Source organism: Streptomyces sp. JK94 (assembly GCF_053613315.1).
Genome location: NZ_JBSICH010000001.1, coordinates 148,435 through 171,575, shown reverse-complemented (window position 1 = coordinate 171,575; position 23,141 = coordinate 148,435). Strand labels below are relative to the sequence as shown.

General features: G+C 74.6%; 22 protein-coding genes and 1 riboswitch. Of the genes, 14 read left to right on the top strand and 8 right to left on the bottom strand.

The genetic code is table 11. From position 1 onward, the window contains the following. Positions 1–10: 10 nt before the first annotated feature. Together ACVV2G_RS00815 and ACVV2G_RS00810 are read right to left on the bottom strand one after the other, a co-directional pair. Entirely contained in the window at positions 11–754 is a 744-nt protein-coding gene (locus ACVV2G_RS00815; RefSeq protein WP_453840973.1) for a zinc ribbon domain-containing protein, read from the bottom strand. Beyond that, a complete protein-coding gene (locus ACVV2G_RS00810) occupies positions 751–1,608 on the bottom strand; it encodes a Nif3-like dinuclear metal center hexameric protein (RefSeq protein ID WP_453840581.1) in 858 nt (285 codons plus the stop codon). The genes ACVV2G_RS00815 and ACVV2G_RS00810 overlap by 4 nt, the downstream gene beginning before the upstream one ends. A gap of 197 nt (positions 1,609–1,805) precedes the next feature. Between ACVV2G_RS00810 and ACVV2G_RS00805 the strand changes: the two genes are divergently transcribed. Both ACVV2G_RS00805 and ACVV2G_RS00800 read left to right on the top strand, forming a co-directional pair. Next, positions 1,806–3,008: a hypothetical protein gene (locus ACVV2G_RS00805; RefSeq protein WP_453840580.1), complete on the top strand. Its 1,203-nt coding sequence runs from the start codon at positions 1,806–1,808 to the stop codon at positions 3,006–3,008. 97 nt (positions 3,009–3,105) lie between these two features. Then, the gene (locus tag ACVV2G_RS00800) at positions 3,106–3,273 is read left to right on the top strand and encodes a hypothetical protein (protein WP_453840579.1); all 168 of its coding nucleotides are present in this window, start codon (positions 3,106–3,108) and stop codon (positions 3,271–3,273) included. Positions 3,274–3,426: 153 nt separating this feature from the next. On the opposite strand, the gene ACVV2G_RS00795 is transcribed toward ACVV2G_RS00800, so the two are convergent. Beyond that, positions 3,427–4,344: a MaoC/PaaZ C-terminal domain-containing protein gene (locus ACVV2G_RS00795; RefSeq protein ID WP_453840578.1), complete on the bottom strand. Its 918-nt coding sequence runs from the start codon at positions 4,342–4,344 to the stop codon at positions 3,427–3,429. 285 nt (positions 4,345–4,629) lie between these two features. Further along, entirely contained in the window at positions 4,630–6,075 is a 1,446-nt protein-coding gene (locus ACVV2G_RS00790) for an MFS transporter (RefSeq protein WP_453840577.1), read from the bottom strand. Positions 6,076–6,496: 421 nt separating this feature from the next. Here ACVV2G_RS00790 and ACVV2G_RS00785 point away from each other — a divergent pair, with 421 nt between their 5' ends. The 5 genes from ACVV2G_RS00785 to ACVV2G_RS00765 all read left to right on the top strand — a co-directional run bounded on the left by ACVV2G_RS00785 (position 6,497) and on the right by ACVV2G_RS00765 (position 11,521). Next, positions 6,497–8,266, top strand: a complete 1,770-nt coding sequence (locus tag ACVV2G_RS00785) for an MFS transporter (RefSeq protein WP_453840576.1) — start codon at positions 6,497–6,499, stop codon at positions 8,264–8,266. Between the two features lie 189 nt (positions 8,267–8,455). Next, positions 8,456–9,106 carry a class I SAM-dependent methyltransferase gene (locus tag ACVV2G_RS00780; protein WP_453840575.1) on the top strand — a complete coding sequence of 217 codons (651 nt, stop codon included), beginning with the start codon at positions 8,456–8,458 and terminating at the stop codon, positions 9,104–9,106. A gap of 22 nt (positions 9,107–9,128) precedes the next feature. Beyond that, entirely contained in the window at positions 9,129–10,103 is a 975-nt protein-coding gene (locus ACVV2G_RS00775; RefSeq protein WP_453840574.1) for an N-acetylmuramoyl-L-alanine amidase, read from the top strand. A 158-nt stretch (positions 10,104–10,261) separates the two neighbouring features. Next, a complete protein-coding gene (locus tag ACVV2G_RS00770; protein ID WP_453840573.1) occupies positions 10,262–11,113 on the top strand; it encodes a hypothetical protein in 852 nt (283 codons plus the stop codon). 114 nt (positions 11,114–11,227) lie between these two features. Then, positions 11,228–11,521: a hypothetical protein gene (locus ACVV2G_RS00765; RefSeq protein ID WP_453840572.1), complete on the top strand. Its 294-nt coding sequence runs from the start codon at positions 11,228–11,230 to the stop codon at positions 11,519–11,521. A 31-nt stretch (positions 11,522–11,552) separates the two neighbouring features. Here ACVV2G_RS00765 and ACVV2G_RS00760 read toward each other — a convergent pair whose 3' ends face one another. The 3 genes from ACVV2G_RS00760 to ACVV2G_RS00750 are packed head-to-tail and all read right to left on the bottom strand — an operon-like array spanning position 11,553 to position 14,745. Continuing rightward, positions 11,553–12,641 carry a prenyltransferase/squalene oxidase repeat-containing protein gene (locus ACVV2G_RS00760; protein ID WP_453840571.1) on the bottom strand — a complete coding sequence of 363 codons (1,089 nt, stop codon included), beginning with the start codon at positions 12,639–12,641 and terminating at the stop codon, positions 11,553–11,555. Further along, entirely contained in the window at positions 12,638–13,372 is a 735-nt protein-coding gene (locus ACVV2G_RS00755) for a class I SAM-dependent methyltransferase (protein ID WP_453840570.1), read from the bottom strand. Before ACVV2G_RS00755 ends, ACVV2G_RS00760 begins: the two co-directional genes overlap by 4 nt. Then, positions 13,366–14,745 (bottom strand): glycosyltransferase family 4 protein, encoded by a 1,380-nt coding sequence (locus tag ACVV2G_RS00750; RefSeq protein WP_453840569.1) that lies wholly within the window; start codon positions 14,743–14,745, stop codon positions 13,366–13,368. Before ACVV2G_RS00750 ends, ACVV2G_RS00755 begins: the two co-directional genes overlap by 7 nt. A gap of 168 nt (positions 14,746–14,913) precedes the next feature. Here ACVV2G_RS00750 and ACVV2G_RS00745 point away from each other — a divergent pair, with 168 nt between their 5' ends. The 6 genes from ACVV2G_RS00745 (at position 14,914) to ACVV2G_RS00720 (ending at position 21,584) form a co-directional block, all read left to right on the top strand. Continuing rightward, positions 14,914–15,594: a TetR family transcriptional regulator gene (locus ACVV2G_RS00745; protein ID WP_453840568.1), complete on the top strand. Its 681-nt coding sequence runs from the start codon at positions 14,914–14,916 to the stop codon at positions 15,592–15,594. Positions 15,595–15,624: 30 nt separating this feature from the next. Further along, positions 15,625–15,683: riboswitch (cobalamin riboswitch) on the top strand. A gap of 164 nt (positions 15,684–15,847) precedes the next feature. Then, the gene (locus ACVV2G_RS00740; protein ID WP_453840567.1) at positions 15,848–17,116 is read left to right on the top strand and encodes an SCO2321 family membrane protein; all 1,269 of its coding nucleotides are present in this window, start codon (positions 15,848–15,850) and stop codon (positions 17,114–17,116) included. Continuing rightward, a complete protein-coding gene (locus ACVV2G_RS00735) occupies positions 17,113–17,766 on the top strand; it encodes an SCO2322 family protein (RefSeq protein ID WP_453840566.1) in 654 nt (217 codons plus the stop codon). Before ACVV2G_RS00740 ends, ACVV2G_RS00735 begins: the two co-directional genes overlap by 4 nt. Then, a complete protein-coding gene (locus tag ACVV2G_RS00730) occupies positions 17,753–19,054 on the top strand; it encodes an energy-coupling factor transporter transmembrane component T (protein ID WP_453840565.1) in 1,302 nt (433 codons plus the stop codon). The genes ACVV2G_RS00735 and ACVV2G_RS00730 overlap by 14 nt, the downstream gene beginning before the upstream one ends. Beyond that, the gene (locus ACVV2G_RS00725; RefSeq protein WP_453840564.1) at positions 19,051–20,739 is read left to right on the top strand and encodes an ABC transporter ATP-binding protein; all 1,689 of its coding nucleotides are present in this window, start codon (positions 19,051–19,053) and stop codon (positions 20,737–20,739) included. The genes ACVV2G_RS00730 and ACVV2G_RS00725 overlap by 4 nt, the downstream gene beginning before the upstream one ends. Continuing rightward, on the top strand, positions 20,736–21,584 hold the full coding sequence (locus ACVV2G_RS00720; RefSeq protein ID WP_453840563.1) for an ECF transporter S component: 849 nt from the start codon (positions 20,736–20,738) through the stop codon (positions 21,582–21,584). Before ACVV2G_RS00725 ends, ACVV2G_RS00720 begins: the two co-directional genes overlap by 4 nt. Before the next feature lie 6 nt (positions 21,585–21,590). Here the strand turns inward: ACVV2G_RS00720 and ACVV2G_RS00715 are convergent, their stop codons facing one another. Beyond that, positions 21,591–22,181 (bottom strand): TetR/AcrR family transcriptional regulator, encoded by a 591-nt coding sequence (locus tag ACVV2G_RS00715; protein ID WP_453840562.1) that lies wholly within the window; start codon positions 22,179–22,181, stop codon positions 21,591–21,593. Between the two features lie 184 nt (positions 22,182–22,365). Here ACVV2G_RS00715 and ACVV2G_RS00710 point away from each other — a divergent pair, with 184 nt between their 5' ends. Then, positions 22,366–22,926 carry a hypothetical protein gene (locus ACVV2G_RS00710; protein ID WP_453840561.1) on the top strand — a complete coding sequence of 187 codons (561 nt, stop codon included), beginning with the start codon at positions 22,366–22,368 and terminating at the stop codon, positions 22,924–22,926. Positions 22,927–23,141: the final 215 nt, after the last annotated feature.

Genomic DNA, 23,141 nt, shown 5'->3' with positions numbered 1-23,141 from the left:
GAACGGCCCCTTACAGCCCGGAGTCGGCCGTGCGCACCAGGATGCGGCGGCAGTTCTCGCAGCGTACGACCGTGTCGGGCGCCGCCGAGCGGATGTCGCTCAGCTCGGTGATCGCCAGCTCCTGGCGGCAGCCCTGGCAGCTGCGCTGGTACAGCTTGGCCGCACCGACGCCGCCCTGCTGCCCGCGCAGCTTGTCGTAGAGCTTCAGCAGGTCCTCGGGGACCGAGCCCGCGATGACCTCGCGGTCCTTGGTCACGGAGGCCGCCTCGGCGTCCAGTTCCCCGACGGCCGCGTCCCGGCGCGCCGTGGCGTCGTCGATCTTCCCCTGCACGGAGCCCACCCGCTCGGTCAGCTCGGCGACCCGCTCCTGCGCGGACTCGCGGCGCTCCATCACCTCCAGAACGACGTCCTCGAGGTCGCCCTGCCGCTTGGCGAGGGAGGTGATCTCGCGCTGGAGGTTCTCCAGGTCCTTCGGGGAGGTGACGGCGCCCGAGTCGAGGCGCTGCTGGTCGCGGACGGCGCGCTGGCGCACCTGGTCCACGTCCTGCTCGGCCTTGGTCTGCTCGCGGGCGCAGTCGCTCTCCTCGGTCTGCGCGGCCACGAGGAGGTCGCGCAGCTGGGCGTGGTCCTTGGTCAGCGACTCGATCTCGGCGTGCTCGGGCAGGGACCTGCGCTTGTGCGCGAGCTGCTGGAGTCGGACGTCGAGGTCCTGGACGTCCAGCAGTCGGATCTGGTCGGCGGGCGCGGCTTTCAGTTGGGGGCTCCCATTGCGTCGGAGGTCGGGGTGGACGCCGCGTGGGCGGTCCAGGGGTCGGTGACCGTCTTGGAGACGTGGACCCTGAGGTCCCAGCCGTTCCGGTCGGAGATCTCGTCGAGCTGGGCTGCGGCCAGCTCGCACCAGGGCCATTCGGTGGCCCAGTGCGCCGCGTCGAGCAGCGCGAGGGGACTGTGGGCGCGGGCCTCCGAGACGGGGTGGTGGCGCAGGTCCGCGGTGAGGAACGCGTCGACGCCGGCCGCCCGTACGTGCTCGAAGAGGCTGTCGCCGGAACCGCCGCTGACGGCGACCGTGCGGACGATGGCCTCCGGGTCGCCGGCGACGCGGATGCCCTGCGCGGTGGCGGGCAGCCGCTCGGCGGCGCGGGCGGCGAGTTCCCGGACGGTCAGCGGGTGCTCCGACTCGCACACCCTGCCGAGGCCCCGGCGGCCTTCGGGGTCGGCGGGGTCCGGGACCAGGGGCCCGGTGACCCGGAGGCCGAGCGCGCCGGCCAGGGCGTCGGAGACGCCGGGGTCGGCGGTGTCGGCGTTGGTGTGGGCGACGTGCAGGGCGACGTCGTTCTTGATGAGCGTGTGCACCACGCGGCCCTTGGAGGTGGAGGCGGCGACCGTCGTCGTCCCCCGCAGGAACAGCGGGTGGTGGGTGACGAGGAGGCCGGCGCCCAGCTTCACCGCCTCGTCGACGATCTCCTGGACCGGGTCGACGGCGAACAGGACCCGGGAGACTTCCTGGGCGGGGTCGCCCACGACGGTGCCGACCGCGTCCCAGGACTCGGCCCGCTCGGCGGGCCACAGATTCTCCAGCGCGGCGATGACTTCTGACAGACGGGGCACGCACGCAAGGCTACCTGGCCCTTCTGTGCCGTTGTACCCGCAGCGTGCCCCCGCGGCCGGCCCGGTCCGGCACAGCACACGAGCCGCCAGCCCCTCAGGTGAATCGTTCCTGTGCCACACGTATGTGTGACGGGGACCGCCGCCGCCCCCCGCCCGTGCGTGCGATAACTACCTTCGTCGCCGGAGGTGACCGAACGATGACAGCCTGTGCTATCGAACCTTCGGCGGGACCCGGGAGCGAGGGCCCGCCGCGGGCGGGCTGCAGCATCACCGCGGAGGGCGCCTACGCCGCGCGCCTGACCCGGAGCGGGGACTCCTGGTACCCGGAGCGCTGGACCCTGGACGGCCCCGAGCCGTACGCCGTGCCGCTGCCCGGCGACCAGCCGGAGGAGCCCGGCACCGAGGTGCAGCCGATGGGCGACGGGCGGGTCCTGGTCCACCGCGTGGCGGCCGGCCGGCACGTCTTCTCCCTCCTGTACCCGGCCGGCCCCGGCACGGGCGAGCTGCCGCTCGGCGCGGTCGAGTGCCCGGCGGAGGCCGCCGGCCTGCGGCTGCTGCCGCCGGCCCCGGGGGGCGAGCGGGCCTACGCCCTCGCCGCCGGCCCGCGCTCGACGGTGCTGTGGCAGGTCGCGGGCGGCGCCTTCGGGCCCGAGCGGGTCGCCGAGGTTCCCGGCCGCTGTTCGGGCGGGGCCTGGCTGGACCGCACGGGCCGGATACTGGCCGTGGACCGGGAAACCGGCGGGCGGACCAAGGCGGTCGTACTGGACCTGGAGCGGGGCGGCGAGGTGACGCCGCTGCTGCAGATCGCCGCGGACAGCGACGACCGGATACTGCTGGCCGACCCGGACAGCGGCCTGGCGCTGATCCGCTCGGACGCGCCCTCGCCGGGTCGGGACCGGCTGGGCTGGGGAGTGCTGGGGAGCATGCTGCCGGTGCGCTTCCCGGAGTGCCTGCGGCTGCCGGGCTGTGTCGTGACGCCGTTCGCGATCCAGCCGGGTCAGGCGCTGACGCCGGAACGCTGCGCGGTGGCGCTGCGCGTGGACGGCGCGTTCGGAAGCTGGGTCGGGGTGTGGCGGCCCGCCGAGCGGGAGGTGCGTCATCTCGCGGCACCCGCGGGATGGCTGGCGGGGGCCGGGCTGTGGACCGCGGACGGGGAGCTGCGCCTGCCGTGCGCCACCCCGCAGTCGCCGTGCGGCGTGGCACGGCTGACGGTGCCCGACGCGGGCGGCGGACGGGCGGGGGAGGCGGAGGGTTCGACTCCGAGCGAACCGGGCGAACCGGGCGCTCCCGGTGGCCCCGGTGCACCGGACGGGCCAAACGCGTCGGTCGCCCCGGCGTCCGCTCCACCGCGTCCCGTCCCGTTGCAACAGGCCCCTCTGGCACGGCGTGTAACGAAGTAGTGCCGGTTGGCGTGGCCGCCTGGATCCGGGCCGAGGTGTGCCGGTTACACTCGCCCGGCTGTAGGAAAGATCATGTTGACGGGGTGAATTCCTTCCGATGAACGACGCCAGCACGACCCAGCCCATGCAGGCCGACGGCGCCGACGTTACCGAGATCGGCACCGGCCACGGCAGGCACCGGGGAGCTGTCTCCAGTCAGGACGGTGCGGCAGTCCCGCGGGGCCGCCACCGCAAGCCGGCCGAGGAGTCCGAAACGGCCGCCTGACGGCACGGACAGCAGGCACGGCAAGCGGCTTCGGCCCCGTTCGCCCCACCCGGCGGACGGGGCCGAAGCCGTCACACGTACCGGTCGCCGTCGCATGTCCCGGTCGGCGTCACACGTACCGGCCGCCGTCACACGTACCGACGACGGCCGCCGTCACACGTACCGGACGACGGTGTCGGTGAGGGCGGGGACGCCGCTCCCCCGCTCCCGGCTCCCCTCGCGGGGGCCGGCCGGACCGGCCCTCCTGACGGCGCTCACGGCCACCCGCACGGTGCCGCCGCCGGTACGCGCTGCGGACCGCCACATGCGCACCCTCAGTGTCTCGCCCGGGTGGACGACCCCGGCGAAGCGCGCGCGGTACTCCCGCACCCGGCCCACCTCACCGTCCAGCAGCGTGTCGACGACCGCCTTGAGCGTGCCGCCGTAGGTGCACAGCCCGTGCAGGACGGGCCGGTCGAAACCGGCGCGGGCGGCGAACTCCGGGTCGGCGTGCAGGGGGTTCCAGTCGCCCGAGAGCCGGTAGAGCAGGGCCTGGTCCTCGCGTACGGGCACCTCCACCAGGTGGTCGGGGGCCGACGCGGGCGGCGGACCGGGGCGCCCGGACGGTCCCCGCTCGCCGCCCCATCCGCCTTCGCCGCGTACGAAGATCTCGGCCTCGTCGGTCCACAGCGGCCCGTCCGCGTCGGTGACGTCGGTGCGCAGGACGAGGACGGCCGCCGTCCCCTTGTCGTACGCGGCGACGACGCGCGAGGCCGCGCTCGCCCGGCCGCGCACCGGAACGGGGCGGTGCAGGCGCAGGTACTGCCCGCCGTGCAGGACCCGGGCCAGGTCGACGTCGACGCCGGGCGTGGAGAGCCCGCCGGTGACTCCCGGCGGACCGTCGCCCGCGACCGTCGCGAAGCTCGGCAGGACGTGCAGCCGGGACTCCAGGGTGTAGCGCAGTTCGCGGGGGTCGGTGGCGGGCCGTCCGGCACCGATGCCGAGGTGGTAGAGCTGGACGTCCTTGTGGTCCCACGCGATCTCGCGGACGCGGGGTGCGGCGGCGAGCGCCTCGGCTGCGTCGATGGGCATGGCTCTCCTGTCACCTCGGTCACGACGGCCACGGCGTACGGCCGCCACGACGACCACACCGGGCCACGACGCACGGCCGTCACGAAGGCCACGGCGGATCACAGTGGCTCACGACGCACGGCCGTCACGGCGGTACGGGACGCCGGCCACCATGACATGTGTCCTCCCGGACCCCGGACCCCGGACCCCGCACAACCGCATCCGCCGCCCGCACCGCCGGCTCCGCCGGCTCCGTGGCGTCGCCCGTGTGGGACGCAGTCGGCGCACGCGGGAGCCGGCCCGCGCCTACCCCCTCGCCCCGCGCTTCGCCCGCTCCCCCGCCGGCAGCCACGCCCGCATCAGCACCGCCCCGGCGACCAGCACCACCGTCGCCGTACGGAACACCAGCGCGTACCCGTCCGTCAGCGCCACCGGACCGGCGTGCTCTCCGCCGGACCGGGACGCCGCGATCGTCGACATCACGGCGAGTCCCAGTGCACCGCCCATCGTCCGGGAGGTGTTGACCAGACCGGAGACCAGCCCGGCGTCCCCCGCGTCCGCCCCCGAGACGGCGAGCGACGCCAGTGGAGTCGCCGCCAGCCCCGCGCCCAGCATCATCAGCACCCCGGGAATCATGATCGCGGTCACGTACGCCCCGTCCGCGGTCATCGTCGACTGCCAGCCGAAGCCGAGCGCCGCGACGAGCGTGCCCAGCACGGCCACGTTCCGCGCGCCGGTCGCCCGCATGAACCGCGGCGCCGCCTTCGAGCCGAGGACCACCGCCAGCGAGCTGGGTACGAGGGCGAGACCGGCCTCCAGCGGGGAGTAACCCAGCACGTTCTGCGCGTACAGCGTCATGAAGTACCACATCGAGAACATCGACGAACCGGACACCAGCATCGCCGCGTTCGCCGACGCCACCGACCGCAGCCGCAGCAGCCCCAGCGGCATCAGCGGCGCCGCGGTGCGCGCCTCGACGAGCAGGAAGAGCGCCAGCAGCGCGAGCCCGGCCGGCAGCGGCACCAGCGTCGCCGCCGCCGTCCAGCCCTCGGACTCGGTCTGCGAGATGCCGTAGGCCAGCGTGGCCAGTCCGGCGGTCACCAGGAGCGCGCCCGGCAGGTCGAGGCGCCGCCGCTCGCCGGCCCGGCTCTCGGTCAGCCACAGCACGGCGCCGGCCAGCACCACCGCGCCCACCGGCACGTTGATCAGCAGGACCCAGCGCCACGACAGCCCGTCCACCAGAACGCCGCCCACCAGGCCGCCCGCGGCGCCACCGCCCGCGCCCACGGCGGTCCAGGTCGCGATCGCCCGGGCCCGCGCCGCGCCCTCGGGCACCGCCGCGGTCAGGATGGTCAGCGTCGACGGTGCCAGCACCGCCGCCCCCAGCCCCTGCACGGCCCGCGCGGCCAGGAGCTGCCAGCCCTCCTGGGCGAGGCCGCCGCCGAGCGAGGCCAGCGTGAACAGGCCGAGCCCCACCAGGAACATCCGCTTGCGCCCGTACAGGTCGCCGGCCCGTCCGCCGAGCAGCAGGAACCCGGCGAAGCCGATGGCGTAGGCGTTGACCACCCACTGCAGCCCCTGCGGGCTCAGCCCGAGGTCGGTGCGCATCGACGGCAGGGCGACGTTGACGACGGACACGTCGAGGACGACCAGGAACTGTCCGGCGCAGGCGAGCGCGACGACCAGCCAGGTGGGCGGCGTACGGCGGGGGGATATGCGGACGGTGGCGGAGGTACCGGTGGCTTGGGGCATGGGCGTCATGGTCTCAACCCCGGAACACCCCTTGCACCGGTATTCGGTCCCGGGACCGGCCCGGGCCTTCGGACCGGCCGCCTCCGCGGAGTCGGACCAGCCGTCTCCGAGAGACCGAACCCCGCCGTCCCACGGGGCGGACCTGCCGGCCCCAACGGCCCGGACCGGCCCGTCCCCACGCGCTCGGACCTGCCGTCCCGACGCGCTCGGACCTGCCGTCCCCACGGGCTCGGACCGGCTCTCCACGAGTCCACGAGAGCGGGCCCGCACCCTCTTCCCAAGAGAAGGTCAAGAATTCGTTAGGGACTCGAAGCAACGGAATAGTTGCCCCGGCGCACGAGGTTCACACAGCACACGTCTCGCTCCGTACCGCAACCGCCCACCCGCGTTCGCCGGACCCCCGGCCTGGAGGCCCCACCCCATGTCCCACACGACGACCGACGAACCCGCCCGGAAGGCGAGCCGAGCCACCGTCCCGGTGCTCGCCTTCGCGGGCATCGTCGTCGCGGTGATGCAGACCCTGCTCGTGCCGGTCATCAAGGACCTGCCCCGGCTCCTGGACACCACGCCCGGCAACGCCACCTGGGTCCTGACCTCCACGCTCCTGTCGGGAGCCGTGGCCACGCCGATCATGGGCCGGCTGGGCGACCTGTTCGGCAAGCGCCGCATGCTGATCGCCAGCCTGTCCGTGATGGTGGTGGGCGCACTGGTCAGCGCGTTCACCGACGCCCTGCTCCCGATGATCGTCGGCCGTACCCTCCAGGGCTTCGCGATGGGCGCGATACCCCTCGGCATCGGCCTGATGCGCGACATGCTGCCCCGCGAGCGGCTGGGCTCGGCGATGGCGCTGATGAGTTCCTCGATCGGCGTCGGCGGCGGCCTGGCGCTGCCCGGCGCGGCCCTGGTCGCGCAGCACACCGACTGGCACGCCCTGTTCTACGGCGCCGCCGGCCTCGGCGTCCTCGCCATCGCCCTGACCCTCCTGGCCGTACCGGAGTCCCCGCTGCGGGCCAAGGGCTCCTTCGACCTGCCGGGCGCGCTCGGTCTGACAGCCGGCCTGGTCCTCCTCCTCCTGCCGATCACCAAGGGCAGCGACTGGGGCTGGTCCTCGCCCACCACGCTCGGCCTGTTCGCCGCCGCCGTGGCGGTCCTGCTCCTGTGGGGCCTGATGGAGCTGCGCGTCGCGGCCCCCCTGGTCGACCTGCGCACCACCGTCCGCCGCGAGGTGCTGCTCACCAACCTCGCCTCGATCATGGTCGGCGTCGCCTTCTACGTCGTCTCCCTGGTGCTGCCGCAGCTCCTCCAGCTGCCCTCCGAGACCGGTTACGGCCTCGGTCGGTCGATGGTCGTCGCCGGCCTGTGCGTGGCCCCGCTGGGCCTGACGATGATGTTCACCGCGCCGGTGTACGCCCGCCTGTCCGCCCGCTACGGCCCGCGCACGACCCTGATCATCGGCCTGCTGGTCATCGCGGTCGGCTACGGCGGCGGCCTCGGCCTGATGAGCGCCGCCTGGCAGACCGTGGTCACCTCGGTGCTGCTCGGCGCCGGCATCGGCCTCGCCTACTCCTCGCTGCCCGCGCTGATCGTCGGCGCGGTCCAGGCCTCGGAGACCGGCGCGGCCACCGGCCTCAACACGCTGATGCGGTCCATCGGTACGTCGGTGTCGAGCGCGGTCATCGGCATGGTGCTCGCCGACACGGCCCACGACGTGGGCGGTGTCGCCGTCCCCTCCATGCACGGCTTCCGCGTCTCCTTCCTGATCGCGACCGCCGCGGTCGCCGTCGGCCTGGTGCTGGCCCTCTTCCTCCCCCGCCGCCGCCCGGTGGCGACCACGCGGCTGCGCGCGAGCAGCGAGGAGGACGCCAACCTGGCCCGCGCCGAGCAGGCACTGGCCGGGGAGCTTGCGGAGGGGGGCGCACTGCGCGGTTTCCGCGGCCGGGTGCTGAGCGCCGAGGGCGTTCCCGTGGCCCGTGCCGAGGTCACGCTGATGGACCGGCACGGCCGCCGGGCGGGCGCGACCCTCTCCGGCGAGGACGGCGGGTACGCGCTGGCCGTCCCCGCCCGGGGCCCGTACGTCCTGGCCGCCCGCGCCGCGGGCCACGGCCCCCTCACGCACGCGGCCACCCACACCGGCGGCGGCCACCCGGTCGACCTGGACCTGTCCCTGCCGGGCGAGACGGTCTCCGCCTGACCCGCGCCGCCCCACTCCCGCACCCCCTGTCGCGCCGCGCGGCGGGGGTGCGGCAGCATGGGGCGCCGGCGCGTTCGTACGACCGGCACCACGCACCACCCGGCACCACGCACCCGGCCACCCGCACCGCATCCACATCCGCACCGCACCCGCACCCGCACCCGCACCCGCACCACCGAAGGGACCCCCATGTCCGCGGCCCCCGCCCCCGACGTCCTCGCCGCCTTCGAGGCCGCGAAGGGCTTCATGCCCGCGCACGAGGGCCTCGCGCTGTACGCGGCGGCCGTGGAGGCCGGCGGGCTGGGGCTGCCGCTGCTGGAGGTCGGGACGTACTGCGGGCGGTCCACCGTCCTGCTCGCCGACGCGGCCCGCCGGGCCGGGGTGACCGCCCTCACCGTCGACCACCACCGGGGCAGCGAGGAGCAACAGCCGGGCTGGGAGTACCACGACCCGGAGACGGTCGACCCGGAGCTGGGCGTGATGGACACGCTCCCCGCCTTCCGCCGCACCCTCCACCGGGCCGGTCTGGAGGAGCACGTGGTGGCCCTCGTCGGCGACTCGCCCCGGGTGGCGGCGCTCTGGAACGCCCCCCTCGGCCTGGTCTTCGTCGACGGCGGCCACACCGACGAGCACGCGAACGCCGACTACGAGGGCTGGGCGCCGCACCTGGCCGACGGCGGACTCCTGGCCATCCACGACGTCTTCCCCGAACCGGCCGACGAGTTCACCGGCCAGGCGCCGTACCGCGTCCACCTCCGGGCTCTCGCGTCCGGCGCGTTCACCGAGGTCTCGGTGACCGACTCGCTGCGCGTCCTGCGGCGAACCGGCGCGGGGATCTGAGGGCGCGGTCTAGAGTCGCTGCGTGTCGTACACAGGCCCGGACTTCGATCCTTCCCCGCCCCGCCGTTCCCCGCTGCGCCGTCCGCTGACCGTGGCGATCGCCGCACTCGTCCCCGGGGCACTGCTCGGCTGGGGGGTGTACGCGGCGGTCGGCGGCCCCGACGACGACGGGGGCGGCGTGCGGACGTCGCAGGCGCCGACCTCCGGCGCTTCGGCGTCCGCCTCCGACGGTGACGCCAAGGCACCGACGGGCTCCGCGCCCCCGCCCACCGCGAAGCAGCCGTCCGCCTCCGCCTCGAAGCCGGCGCCCGCCGGGGCGTCCGGCCCGCTCAAGGGCAAGGTCGTCGTCATCGACCCCGGGCACAACCCGGGCAACTTCCAGCACACCTCCGAGATCAACCGCAAGGTGGACGTCGGCACGCACTGGAAGGAGTGCGACACGACGGGCACCGCCACCAACGCGGGCTGGGCCGAGGCGGAGTTCACCCTGGACGTGGCGCACCGGCTGCGCGCCCTGCTGGAGGAGCAGGGCGCCACGGTGCGGCTGACGCAGGACGACGACCGCCCGTACGGGCCCTGCGTGGACGAACGGGCCCGGATCGGCAACGAGGCGAAGGCGGACGCCGCGATCTCGATCCACGCCGACGGGTCGGGCGCCGGCAACCGCGGCTTCCACGTCATCCTGCCGGGCTCGGTGCACGACGGCGAGGCCGACACCCGCGCCATCGTCGCCCCCTCCGCCGAACTCGGCGAGCGCGTGGCGGGCAGCTTCGTGCGCGCCACGGGCAGCGCGCCGTCCAACTACGTCGGGGGCGGCACCGGTCTCGTCACACGCACCGACCTGGGCGGTCTCAATCTGTCAACGGTTCCCAAGGTGTTCATCGAGTGCGGCAACATGCGCGACAGCGCGGACGCGGCGTTGCTGAACAGCGGTGCCTGGCGGCAGAAGGCGGCGCAAGGGATGTCCGAGGGAATCGTGAGTTTCCTGCGCGGGTAGCGACGAGCCCGCCGAACCCTGCGGACAGCCCCGACGCGCGGACGATAATGTCGTCCGTACGATGAGGGGCCACCCCCGCGCTTCACACCGGAACCTGTCGGCGACATCGTGACAGCGACGCCTCTACCGACGACGAGACGACCTACGAAGGACCTGAAGTGAATATCCGCTCCCTCACTCGAGGCGACGGCGTGGTGATCGGAGCAGCGGTGTTGCTGTTGATCGCGTCGTTCCTCGACATCTACTCGATCGATGGTGCTCCGGACAGCGCGGAGATCCCCAGCCTGTGGGGCAGTGGGCCGGTCGTGCTCGGTGTCGTCCTGGCGGGCATCATCGGCGCCGCGCTCGTCATCGTGGCACGCACCCTGCCGCAGCCCAGGAAGGTCGCGGGCCTCGACCTCGGCCAGTTCGGCATCGCGTTCACGGTCTTCGCCGCCTGGTGCGCGCTCGGCAACGTCTTCGACCCGGCCGGCGCGTTCGACAACGACGGCGGCATCACCGACTTCGGCGCCGGCATCGGCCTGATCCTCGCCCTCGTCGCCACGCTCGTCATGGCCGCCGCGGCCGTCGCCACCCCCCTGGTCCCGGCCCTCAAGGGAGCCCTGATCCCGGCCTCCCGTCCGGCCGCGCCGCAGCCCTACGGCGGCCAGCCCCAGGGCGGTTACGGCTACCCGGGCGCACCGCAGCAGCCGTACGGCGGCCAGCCGGGCCAGCCGGGCCAGCCGGGTCCGTCCTTCGGCGGCCAGCCGCAGCCGGGTCAGCCGCAGCCGCAGGCCCCGCAGCCGCAGCAGGCGCCGGCACAGCAGGCCGGGGACTTCTCCCCGTTCTGGTTCGCCGTGCCGGTGCCGCGTCCGCTGTACGCGGAGGACGGCTCCCCCACGCCGATCGCCGAGCTGGCGCCGGGCACCTGGTACCTGGCCGTCGAGCAGCGCGGCGCCAACCTGGTCGCCCAGACGCAGGACGGCCGCCGCGGCGTGCTGCAGGACGCCTCGGGCATCCAGCGCGGCTGACCGCGCCCGCCGAACGGCAACGGCCCCCCGCCCCCGGGAACTTCGGGGCGGGGGGCCGTCGGCGTGTGGGGCGGCCGCAGGTTTCGGACACGCATCCGGGGCCAGACGGAAGGCATGTCTCCTCGAACTCGCAGTGGCTCCAACTCCGCCGGGACGGCCGTCGCGGTGATCGCGGACATCATGGCCGTCATCCTCGGACTGTGGATCCTCATGTACCTGTTGGACGCGAACCGGGCCAACGATCTGGTGCGGTTCGTCCACGACGCGGCGAACTGGCTGGCCGGCTGGTCGCGTGACCTGTTCACCTTCGACGAGGCCTGGGCCCGCGTCGTCGCCGGCTACGGACTGGCCGCCGTCGTGTACCTCTTCGTGGGCCACGCCATCGCCAACCGCCTCCACCGGCACTGAGCCGGGGCCCGCGCCCGGCCGTGCGTCGCGTTCAGACGCAGCAGTCCGGGTCGAGGCCCCTGGGCAGGCGGTCGCCGGAGAAGACCTGGCAGGTGGCCTCGTGGCCGCCGAGCGCGGCCACGGCGAGCAGCAGGGAACCGGCCGTCCACGTGGTCAGTTCCCGCGGCCAGACCGCCTTGTCGTCGAAGACGTAGCCCGTCCAGTACAGGCCGCTGTCCGGGTCCCGCAGGTGCTGGATCGACTGGAGGACCTCCAGGGCGTGGTCGGACTCGCCCACCGCCCACAGGGCGAGCGCGAGTTCGGCCGACTCGCCCCCGGTCACCCACGGGTTGGGGACGACGCAGCGCACACCGAGGTCCGGGACCACGAAGCGGTCCCAGCTCTCCGCGATGCGGGACCTGGCCTCGGTGCCGGTCAGCGCGCCGCCCAGCACCGGGTAGTACCAGTCCATCGAGTAGCGGCCCTTGTCCAGGAACCGCTCCGGGTGGCGGCGGATGGCGTGCCGCAGCGCGCCCGCCGCCAACTCCCAGTCGGGCTGGGGCTCCTCGCGCTGCTCGGCGATGGCGAGCGCACAGCGCAGCGCGTGGTGGACGGAGGAGCTGCCGGTCAGCAGCGCGTCGGTGGTGTCCGTGCCGTCGTCGTCGCGCCGCCAGCCGATCTGTCCGCCCGGCTGCTGGAGGCCCAGTACGAACTCGACCGCCGCGTGCACGACGGGCCACATCCGGTCCAGGAACGCGTCGTCGCCGGTGGCGAGGTGGTGGTGCCAGGCGCCCACGGCGACGTAGGCGACGAAGTTGGTCTCCCGGCCTCGGTCGGTGACGTCGGCGAAGTCGCCGTCGGCGTAGGCCGCGTACCAGGAACCGTCCGGGTTCTGGTGCCGGGCCAGCCACGCGTACGCCCGCTCGGCGGCCTCGTGCTCGCCGGCCGCGTCCAGCGCCATCGCCGCCTCGACGTGGTCCCACGGGTCGAGGTGATGTCCGCGGAACCACGGGATCGCCCCGTCCGCGCGCTGCACGGCGAGGATGCCGCGGACGGTCGCGGCGGCCTCGGCGTCGGTGAGGACGCCGGGCAGGACGAGGTGCTCGGTGCGGGGTGTGCGGGGAGTCCGGGGCGACGTCACGCGGCGTCCGCCGACGGCAGGTGCGGCTTGGTCGCGTAGGCCACGAAACTCTTGCCGATCAGCGGGTTCAGCGCCTGCTCGGCGACCCGCGTCGCCAGCGGCTTCTTCATGATGTCCCAGACCAGCAGCTTGTGGTACGCCCGCACCGGCAGCGCCTTGTCGTTGTCGACGCCGAACGCGCACTTCAGCCACCAGTACGGCGAGTGCAGCGCGTGCGCGTGGTGGGTGCCGTAGGGCTTGAGTCCCGCCTCGCGGATGCGGGCGAGGAGCTGGTCCGCCCGGTAGATGCGGATGTGGCCGCCCTCGACCTCGTGGTAGGCGTCGGACAGGGTCCAGCAGACCTTCTCGGGGCCGTAGCGCGGCACGGTGACCGCGATGCGTCCGCCGGGCCTGAGGACGCGGACCATCTCGGCGAGGACGCCCTTGTCGTCGGGGATGTGCTCCATCACCTCGGAGATGATGACGACGTCGAAGGACTCGTCCGGGAAGGGCAGGGCCAGCGCGTCGCCCTCCATCGCGGTGGCGGTGGCGCCGGCCGGGGCCTCACCGGCCTCCTCCATCGCGGCGAACCACTGGGCGACCTCGCGGATCTCCTCGGCGTTCCGGTCCAGCGCGACGACCCGGGCGCCGCGCCGGTAGCACTCGAAGGCGTGCCGTCCGGCGCCGCAGCCGAGGTCCAGGACGCGGTCGCCGGGGGCGAGCGGGAACCGGGAGAAGTCGACGGTCAGCACGTGGCCCTGCTTTCGGGGTAGACGCCGGTGTCACTGGTCGGGGCCGCGGGGGCGGCCCCCGGGGCGGTCGCACGGATGCCGATGGCCTCGCGGTAGCGGGCGGCCGTGCCCTCGGCGGCGCGGGCCCAGGTGAAGTGCCGCAGCACGCGCTCGCGTCCGGCCGCGCCGAGCCGCACCCGCAGTTCACGGCTGCCGAGCAGCCGGTTCAGTCCGGCGGCCAGCGCCCCCGCGTCGCCCGGCGGCACCGCGAGGCAGGTCTCCCCGTCGCGTCCGGCGACCTCGGGGATGGCCCCGCCGGTCGTGGCCAGCAGCGGCGTGCCCGTCGCCATCGCCTCGGCGGCCGGCAGCGAGAACCCCTCGTACAACGACGGCACGCACGCGACCTGCGCCGAGCGCACGAGGTCGACCAGCTCGGCGTCCGAGATGCCCTTGACGAAGTCGACGGCGCCTTCCAGGCCGTACCGCTCGATCGCCTGGGCGACGGGGCCCTCGGCGGGGCGCTTGCCGACGACGACGAGGTGGGCCCCGGGATGCTCGGTCCGCGCCTTGGCCAGTGCCTCGACGAGGAAGACCAGGCCCTTGAGCGGCACGTCCGCGCTGGACGTGGTCACGATCCGGCCCGGCACGACGGGCACCGACGGGTCGGGCGAGAACAGGTCGGTGTCGGCGCCGATGTGGACGACGTGGATGCGGTCGTCGCGTACGCCGAGGTGGTCGATGATCTCCCGGCGGGAGGTGCCGGAGACGGTGAGCACCGAGGGCAGGCGGCGCGCGACGCGCTTCTGCATGCGGGTGAACGCGTACCAGCGGCGCACGGAGTACCGGCGCCGCCGGCCGTCGGCGGCGTCCAGTTCCAGCTGCCGGTCGACGGTGATGGGGTGGTGGATCGTGGTGACGAGCGGGGCGCCTACGTCGCCCAGCAGCCCGTAGCCGAGGGTCTGGTTGTCGTGGACGACGTCGAAGTCGCCGCGGCGGGACCGCAGGTGGCGGCGGGCGCGCAGGGAGAAGGTCAGGGGCTCGGGGAAGCCGCCGGTCCACATCGTGCCGACCTCCAGCGCGTCGACCCAGTCGCGGTACTCGTCGCGCTTGGGGGTGCGGAAGGGGTCGGGCTGGCGGTAGAGGTCGAGGCTGGGCAGCTCGGTGAGGGACAGCCGGTCCTCCGGGCCCTGGTCGAGCACGGGGTACGGCTGGGCGCCGATGACCTCGACCCGGTGGCCGAGGCGGGCCAGTTCGCGCGAGAGGTGGCGGACGTAGACGCCCTGCCCGCCGCAGAACGGGTTCCCCTTGTAGGTGAGGAGCGCGATGCGGAGCGGTCGCATGCCGTCGGCGGCGGGCTCGGGACGGGCACCCGTCCGACTGGCCTCAGCGGTCACTCCGGGCCCCCTTCTCACTGCACTGTCCCGCGACACTATGCCGGGACGTTAATCTAGAACAAGTTTCAGACTTGATCGTTCGGAGGCTCCGAATCTACCGGCAGGTAGGGGTGCTGTGACGAGTGGATCAGGTGATTCACGCCACGGCGACGGGAGAAGGTGACCGAGGTGGACACCCCGGGAAGGGAAGCCTCCGGTCCGTCCGCCGCCGTGGGCCGCTCCGCCGCCCCGACCCTCACCGAGCGGCAGCGGGCACGCCGCCGCCGCATCCTGCACGCGACCTCCCGGCTGGCCTGCCGGGGCGGCTTCGAGGCGGTGCAGATGCGCGAGGTCGCGGAGTCCTCGCAGGTGGCCCTCGGCACGCTGTACCGCTACTTCCCGTCCAAGGTGCATCTGCTGGTCGCGACCATGCAGGACCAGTTGGAGCAGCTGCACGGCACCTTGCGCAAGAGCCCGCCGGCCGGCGAGACGGCGGCGGACCGGGTGGCCGAGACCCTGATGCGGGCCTTCGGCGCCCTGCAGCGCGAACCCCGGCTGGCCGAGGCGATGGCCCGCGCCCTCACCTTCGCCGACCGCAGCGTCTCCCCGGAGGTCGACCAGGTCTCCCGGCGGACCACGGCGATCATCCTGGACGCGATGGGCGGCCTGGAGAACCCCACCGCCGAGCAGCGCTCCGCGGTCCGCGTCGTCGAGCACACCTGGCACTCGACCCTGATCGCCTGGCTCTCCGGCCGGGCGTCCCTCGCCCAGGTGAGGGTGGACATCGAGACGGTGTGCCGGCTGATCGACCTGACCGACGCCGGGGCGTCCGGGCGGGCGCCCCGGTCCGGTCCCGTCGGCTCCGGGTAAAGTGGCCGCGTCGTCATCACACCCGTACGGGGGGAAGCCGGTGCAATTCCGGCGCTGACCCGCAACCGTGAGCCGCGCGCGGAGGGCCCCCGAGGGCCGTTACGGCCGGTGAGCCGGACTGCCCCGGGCGGACGTGACCGGCTCACGTGCCCGGCACCCGCCGGCGCACGGGCACCGTCGAGGCATACGGGGCCGAGCCGCCCGGGGGTGCCCGTGCTGCCCGGCTCCGCGCAGGGAAAGGCACCCGCCGAACATGAACGTCCGCCGTCGCAGCAGCGCCGCGGCCCTGGCCGCCACAGCCGTGATCGGCGCCGCCGCCGCGCCCGCGGTCGCCGCCGGTCCGTCCCCCTCTCCCTCCGCCCCGTCCGCGACCGCGTCCTCCGGGCTGTACGGCGGCACCGACCCCCAGTACGACGGCGTCTGGCGCCAGTCCCTCGCCCTGCTCGCGCAGGACGCGGTGGGCGTGGTCCCCTCACCGAAGGCCGTGGACTGGCTCACCGGGCAGCAGTGCGACAACGGCGCCTTCGCCCCTTTCCGCGCCGACACCGCCAAGGCGTGCGACGCCGGGACCATGGTCGACACCAACAGCACGGCCGCCGCCGTCCAGGCGCTGCGGGCCACCGGCGGGCACGGGGACGCCGTCGAGGACGCCCTCTCCTGGCTGAAGTCCGTGCAGAACGAGGACGGCGGCTGGGGCTACACCCCCGGCGGTCCCAGCGACGCCAACTCCACCTCCGTCGTCATCGGCGCCCTGACCGCCACGGGCACCGAGCCCGAGGACGTCGTACGGGACGGCAGGTCCCCGTACGACGCCCTGCTGTCCTTCGCCCTGCCCTGCGCGGAGGACGAGGGGGCCGGCGCCTTCGCGTTCCAGCCCGACAAGGACGGCAAGCTGCTCGCCAACGCGGACGCGACGGCCGCCGGCGTCCTCGGCGCGCTCGGCAAGGGCCTGGTGACCGGCGCCGGCGCGAAGACCGCCGAGGCCACCTGCACCGACGCCGGGAAGCCGACCCGCGAGCAGGCCGCCGCGAACGGCGCCGCGTACCTCACCGACGCGCTCGCCGAGGACGGCCACCTCGCGTCCGCACTCGGCGGCGCCGCCGACCAGCCCGACTACGGCAACACCGCCGACGCGGTCGTCGCCCTCGCCGCGCACGGCGGCGCCGACAAGGCGGCCGGACCGCTGGCGTGGCTGGAGAAGAACGCCGCGCGGTGGGCCGAGCAGAGCGGCCCGGCCGCCTACGCCCAGCTGATCTTCGCCGCCCACGCCACGGGCACCGACCCGCGGGCCTTCGGCGGCACGGACCTGGTGGCGAAGCTGAACGCGACGGGACCCGCCCCGCAGGGCGGCCAGGCGACCGACGGCGCGACCGCGGGCGACGAGGACGGCGCGAAGGACGAGGAGAACGAGGAGAACGACGGCTCCGGCTTCGGCGTCTGGTGGTTCGTCGGCGTCTGCCTGGTCTTCGGCATCGGCATCGGGTTCCTGCTGAGCGGCCGCAACAGGAAGCGGCAGCCGTGACCCGCCGCGTCGTCCTCCTCTTCCTGGCCGCGTTCCTGCTGATCGGGAGCGCGGGCCAGGCGCAGGCCGCCGGTTACCGCTACTGGTCCTACTGGGACCGCGACGGCGACCACTGGGTCTACGCCACCCAGGGCCCGTCCCTCGTCCGCCCCGCGGACGGCGACGTCCAGGGCTTCCGCTTCGCGGTGAGCGAGAACTCGGGCGACGGGGCCCGGCCGCGCGGCACCGCGGACTTCGCGTCGATCTGCGCGAAGACGCCGGCCGCGGAGGGCGGCAAGCGCGTCGCCCTGGTCCTCGACTTCGGCACGGCGTCCGACGCCCCGTCCGGCGAGAGCCCGCCGGCCCCCCGCACGGCCTGCGCCCGGGTCTCCCCCGACGCGACGGCGGCCGACGCCCTGGCGGCCGTGGCGGACCCGCTCCGCTACGACACCAGCGCCATGCTCTGCGCCATCGCGGGCTACCCGGCGTCGGGCTGCGGTGAACAGGTCTCGCGCAAGGAGGAGCCGACGGCCACGACGGCACCGGGCGAGCAGAGCGCGCAGGGCGACGACGGCCCCTCGGTCGGCCTCTACGCGGGCGTCGCCCTGGTGGCGGCCCTCGCCGGAGCGGCGGCCTGGCAGGCGAGGCGGCGCCGGAATGCCACCGACTGACCCTCGGCCCGCACGGCCCGCGGGCGGCCGTGCCGCCGGGGCCGCGGGAGTCCCCCCGCTCGAACGGAGCCGAGAGGGGAGCCGAGCGCGGGGCCATGAGGGGAGCCGAGAGGGGAGCCGTGGACGGGGGGAGGCGGGCGCCGGGAGTCCCTCCGCCGGGAAGGGCGCCCCGCCGGCGCGCGCCGGCCGCCCCGCCCCGCGGCACCGCCCCGGGTCCCTGCACCCGGGGGCGTGGTGGCTGTGGGCGCTGGCCCTGGGCACCGCCGCCACCCGCACCACCAACCCCCTCCTCCTCACCCTCCTCATAGCCGTCTCCGCCTACGTGGTGATCACCCGCCGCCCCCACGCCCCCTGGTCCCGCTCCTACGGCGCCTTCGTCAAGCTCGCCCTCGCCGTCCTCGCCATCCGCCTCCTCTTCACCACGATCCTCGGCTCCCCCATCCCCGGCACCCACGCCCTCGTCACGCTGCCCGAAGTCCCCCTCCCCGGCTGGGCGCAGGGCATCCGCCTCGGCGGCCGGGTCACCGCCGAGGGCCTCACCTTCGCCCTGTACGACGCGATGAAACTGGCCACCCTCCTCATCTGCGTCGGTGCCGCGAACGCCCTCGCCAACCCCTCCCGCCTCCTCAAGTCCCTCCCCGGCGCCCTGTACGAGATGGGCGTGGCCGTCGTCGTCGCCCTCACCTTCGCCCCGAACCTCATCGCCGACGTCCAGCGCCTGCGTGCCGCCCGCCGTCTGCGCGGCCGTCCCGACAAGGGCGTACGGGGTCTGCTCCAGGTCGGGCTCCCGGTGCTGGAGGGCGCCCTGGAGCGTTCCGTCGCCCTCGCCGCCGCGATGGACGCCCGCGGCTACGGCCGTACCGCCCGGGTCCCCGCCCCCGTACGCCGTACCACCGCCGCCCTCAGCCTGGGCGGACTGCTCGGCGTCTGCGCGGGGACGTACGGGCTGCTGACCGCCGCGGGCGGCACGTACGGCATCCCGGTCCTCGTGGCCGGTGTCGCCGCCGCGCTCACGGGGCTGTGGCTCGGCGGTCGCCGGACGGTCCGCACCCGCTACCGTCCGGACCGTTGGGACGCCCGCGCCTGGCTGGTCACCGCCTCGGGCGTGGCGGTCGCGGCACTGCTGTTCCTGGCCGCCGCCCGCGACCCGGCGGCGCTGCACCCGGGCGTGGTCCCGCTGGTCGCGCCGTCCCTCCCCCTGTGGCCGGCGGCAGCCGTACTCGTGGGCCTGCTCCCGGCGTTCGTCACCCCCGCCCCCCACCCCGTACCCGTCAAGGAGCCGTCGTGATCCGCTTCGAGGATGTCTCCGTGACGTACGACGGAGTGGCCGAACCCACCGTCCGGGGCGTCGACTTCGAGGTCCCGGAGGGCGAACTCGTCCTGCTCGCCGGCCCGTCCGGTGTCGGCAAGTCCACGGTCCTCGGCGCGGTCAGCGGCCTCGTACCGCACTTCACCGGCGGCACGCTGAGCGGCCGGGTCACCGTGGCCGGCCGCGACACCCGCACCCACAAGCCGCGCGAACTCGCCGACGTCGTCGGCACGGTCGGCCAGGACCCGCTGTCCCACTTCGTGACGGACACCGTCGAGGACGAGCTGGCCTACGGCATGGAGTCCCTCGGCCTGGCCCCGGACGTGATGCGCCGCCGCGTGGAGGAGACCCTCGATCTGCTGGGCCTGTCCGGCCTGCGGGCGCGCCCCATCGCCACGCTCTCCGGCGGCCAGCAGCAGCGGGTCGCGATCGGCTCGGTCCTCACCCCGCACCCCGAGGTGCTGGTCCTGGACGAGCCGACCTCCGCCCTCGACCCCGCCGCCGCGGAGGAGGTCCTGGCCGTCCTCCAGCGCCTCGTCCACGACCTCGGGACGACGGTCCTGATGGCCGAGCACCGCCTGGAACGCGTCGTCCAGTACGCCGACCAGGTCGTCCTGCTCCCGTCCCCGGGCGCGGCGCCGCTCCTCGGCCCCCCGGCGGACGTGATGGCCGTGTCCCCGGTGTACCCGCCGGTGGTGGGTCTGGGCAGGCTGGCGGACTGGTCCCCGCTGCCGCTGACGATCCGCGACGCCCGCCGCCGCGCGGCCCCGCTGCGGGACCGGCTGGCCGACCGGGAGATCCCGGACCGCGCGCCGACGACCGCCACGCTCCCGCCCCTTCCCGCCCTGCGGCCCGCCTCCTCCCGTTGGTGGCGGCGCGGGAAGTCCCCGGAGACGGCCGCCGCCCCCACCCCGTACGCCGCCGAGGTCCGCTCCCTCGCCGTCCGCCGGGACCGGATCCAGGCGCTGCGCGACGTCGACCTGACCGTCTCCCCCGGCGAGACCGTCGCCCTGATGGGCCGCAACGGCGCCGGAAAGTCCACCCTGCTCTCCGCGCTCGTCGGCCTCGTCGCCCCGTCCGCGGGTTCGGTCCGCGCCGGCGACGCCGTACCGCACCGCACGGCCCCCCGCGACCTGGTGCGCCGGGTCGGCCTGGTCCCGCAGGAGCCGCGCGACCTGCTGTACGCCGACACGGTCGCCGCGGAGTGCCGGGCCGCCGACCGGGACGCGGAGGCGGCTCCCGGCACCTGCCGCGCCCTGTTGACCGAACTGCTCCCCGGCGTCACCGACGACACCCACCCCCGCGACCTCTCCGAGGGCCAGCGCCTCACCCTCGCCCTGTCCGTCGTACTCACCGCCCGCCCGCCCCTGCTCCTCCTGGACGAGCCGACGCGCGGCCTGGACTACGCGGCGAAGGCCCGGCTGGCCGGCATCCTGCGCGGGCTGGCCGCCGAGGGGCACGCGATCGTGCTGGCGACGCACGACGTGGAGCTGGCCGCCGAGCTGGCCCACCGGGTCGTGCTGCTGGCCGAGGGCGAGGTGATCGCCGACGGTCCGGCGGCGGACGTGGTGGTGGCCTCGCCGTCCTTCGCGCCGCAGGTCGCCAAGGTGCTGGCCCCGCGGAAGTGGCTGACGGTCGCGCAGGTGCGGGAGGCGCTGGCATGACCGGCCCCCGGCGTGACCGCCAGGCCCGCGCCGTCCGCCTCGGCCCCCGTTCGGTCGCCGCTCTCCTCCTGGTCAGCGCGGTGGGCGTGGCCGGCTTCGGCTGGCCCTTCCTGGCGCCGCCGGACGCCTCGCTGAACGCGCACGCCCAGGACGCGCCGTGGCTGTTCGCCGGCCTGCTGGTGCTGCTGGTGGCCGTGGTCGCGGCGACGATCTCGGAGTCGGGTCTCGGCCCCAAGGCGGTGGCGATGCTCGGCGTCCTGGCGGCGGCGGGCGCGGCGCTGCGTCCGATCGGTGCGGGGACCGCCGGCCTGGAGCCGATGTTCTTCCTCATGGTCCTCAGCGGCCGGGTCCTCGGGCCGGGCTTCGGCTTCGTCCTCGGCTCGGTCACGATGTTCGCGTCCGCGCTGCTCACGGGCGGGGTGGGCCCGTGGATGCCGTTCCAGATGCTGTCGATGGGCTGGTTCACGATGGGGGCGGGTCTGCTGCCCTTCCCCGACCGCCTGCGCGGGCGCGCGGAACTGCTCGTGCTGGCCGCGTACGGCTTCCTGGCCGCGTTCGCCTACGGCACGGTGATGAACCTGGCGGGCTGGACCTTCATGAACACGCTCGCCTCGGACATCGCCTTCGACCCGGACGCGTCGATCCCCGACAACCTGGCCCGCTTCCTCGCCTACTGCCTGGCCACGTCCCTCGGCTGGGACGGCGGGCGCGCCGCCGTGACGGTCGTACTGACCCTCGCGCTCGGCACCCCGGTCCTGAAGGCACTGCGCCGGGCCACCCGGCGGGCGGCCTTCGAAGCCGCGGGCACGTTCGGGAAGACCGACGAGGTGAGCCGCCCCTCGTGAGAGGGCTCACCCAGGGAGTGCGCGCGCCCGCAGGATTCCGTCGACGCCTTGCAGGAACGTTTCGGAGATCATTTCGGGGTCGAAGAGGCAGCCGGCCGCCATGGCACCGTCGCGGAGCATGACGAGGTGCCGGGCGTCCGGTCCGGCGGGTGCGTCGCCGATCTCCGCCAGCAGGTCCGTGACGGTGTTCAGGAACCATTGCCGGTGGGCCAGGACGGCTCGGTGGATCGGATGGGCCGGATCGGGAAATTCGGCCACCGCGTTGAGGAAGGCGCAGCCGCGGAAGCCCGGGGACCGGATGCCCTCGGTGATGGACCTGCCGACGGCCCGGACCCTGTCGACGGCCGTCCGGCCGCTGGCCCGGGCGGCGGCGACCTGTCCCCGGATCCCCTGGTCGGCCTGGTCGAGATACGCGAGGACGAGGTCTTCCTTGCCCGAGAAGTGCCGGTACAGCGTGGCCCTGGTCACCTGCGCCTCCGCGGTGATCCGGTCGATGCCGACGGAGTGGATTCCCTCCGCGTAGAAGATCCGGGTCGCTGTGCCGAGCAGCCGCGCTCGCGCTTCCGACGTGCTGCCGCCTTCTGGGCTCCTGCTCATGCCGCTCAGCCTACCAACAAGCTGAGGTAGAACGTTCGGTCTTGACAGCGGCCTCGTCGAGCCTCTTGTATCTCCCACAAGACAGAACGTTCTCCCCCGCGTCCTCCCTCATGCAGTCAGCGGACCGCAGCATGCACCGACTCCACCGTTCCGAGCCGTCACGCCACCCCTGAAAGGCACTCCCGTGGACACTCTCGTCAGCACGACGCCCCCCAGCGTTCCCGTGACCCTGCGCAAGCTGTACCTCCTGCGCTTCGCGTTCGCCGCCGTCTGGGCCGGCCTGCTGTTCTCCACCGCCGGCACACTGGGGCCGCTCAGCGCGACGCTTTTGGTCGTCTACCCCCTGTTCGACATGGCGGCCGCGATCGTCGACCTCCGGTCCGCCAGGGCGAGCGGCGGCACGGCGCCGGCCCTCTACGTGAACATCGCGATCAGCTCACTGGCAGTCGTCGGCCTGGCCGTCGCCGCCACATCCGGCATCCCGGCCGTCCTCCGGGTCTGGGGAGCCTGGGCCATCGCCTCGGGTCTCGTCCAACTCGTCGCGGGCGCCGCTCGCCGGCGACTGGGCGGCCAGTGGGCGATGATCATCAGCGGTGCCATCTCCACGCTCGCCGGCGCGTCCTTCTTCGCACAGGCCGGCAGCGAAGGCCCCACGCTGGGGAGTCTCTCCGGCTACGCCTTCCTCGGCGGCGTCTTCTTCCTGGTCTCGGCGCTCCGGCTGAACCGCGCCCGAGACGGGGCATGACCCCGCCCGCCCGGGCCCGCCGGATGGCCTCCGGGGCCCCGGGTCAGGGCACGTCCGAGAAGGCCGACGAGGTGAGCCGCCCCACGTGACCCGGGTCACCTACGAAGCCGGGCCGTAGACCGCACGACGAGCATGCGGCGCCCGCCCACCGCTGCGACCTGGCCTTTGAGAGTCGCGTCACAGAGGGGCCCGCGCCCCCACGTACGACCATCACT

Coding starts and splice junctions, on each gene's coding strand:
- ACVV2G_RS00790 (WP_453840577.1), bottom strand. CDS start 6,075: ATGCCCCAAGCCACCGGTACCTCCGCCACCGTCCGCATATCCCCCCGC.
- ACVV2G_RS00795 (WP_453840578.1), bottom strand. CDS start 4,344: ATGCCCATCGACGCAGCCGAGGCGCTCGCCGCCGCACCCCGCGTCCGC.
- ACVV2G_RS00800 (WP_453840579.1), top strand. CDS start 3,106: ATGAACGACGCCAGCACGACCCAGCCCATGCAGGCCGACGGCGCCGAC.
- ACVV2G_RS00730 (WP_453840565.1), top strand. CDS start 17,753: ATGCCACCGACTGACCCTCGGCCCGCACGGCCCGCGGGCGGCCGTGCC.
- ACVV2G_RS00740 (WP_453840567.1), top strand. CDS start 15,848: ATGAACGTCCGCCGTCGCAGCAGCGCCGCGGCCCTGGCCGCCACAGCC.
- ACVV2G_RS00805 (WP_453840580.1), top strand. CDS start 1,806: ATGACAGCCTGTGCTATCGAACCTTCGGCGGGACCCGGGAGCGAGGGC.
- ACVV2G_RS00780 (WP_453840575.1), top strand. CDS start 8,456: ATGTCCGCGGCCCCCGCCCCCGACGTCCTCGCCGCCTTCGAGGCCGCG.
- ACVV2G_RS00785 (WP_453840576.1), top strand. CDS start 6,497: ATGTCCCACACGACGACCGACGAACCCGCCCGGAAGGCGAGCCGAGCC.
- ACVV2G_RS00720 (WP_453840563.1), top strand. CDS start 20,736: ATGACCGGCCCCCGGCGTGACCGCCAGGCCCGCGCCGTCCGCCTCGGC.
- ACVV2G_RS00715 (WP_453840562.1), bottom strand. CDS start 22,181: ATGAGCAGGAGCCCAGAAGGCGGCAGCACGTCGGAAGCGCGAGCGCGG.
- ACVV2G_RS00765 (WP_453840572.1), top strand. CDS start 11,228: ATGTCTCCTCGAACTCGCAGTGGCTCCAACTCCGCCGGGACGGCCGTC.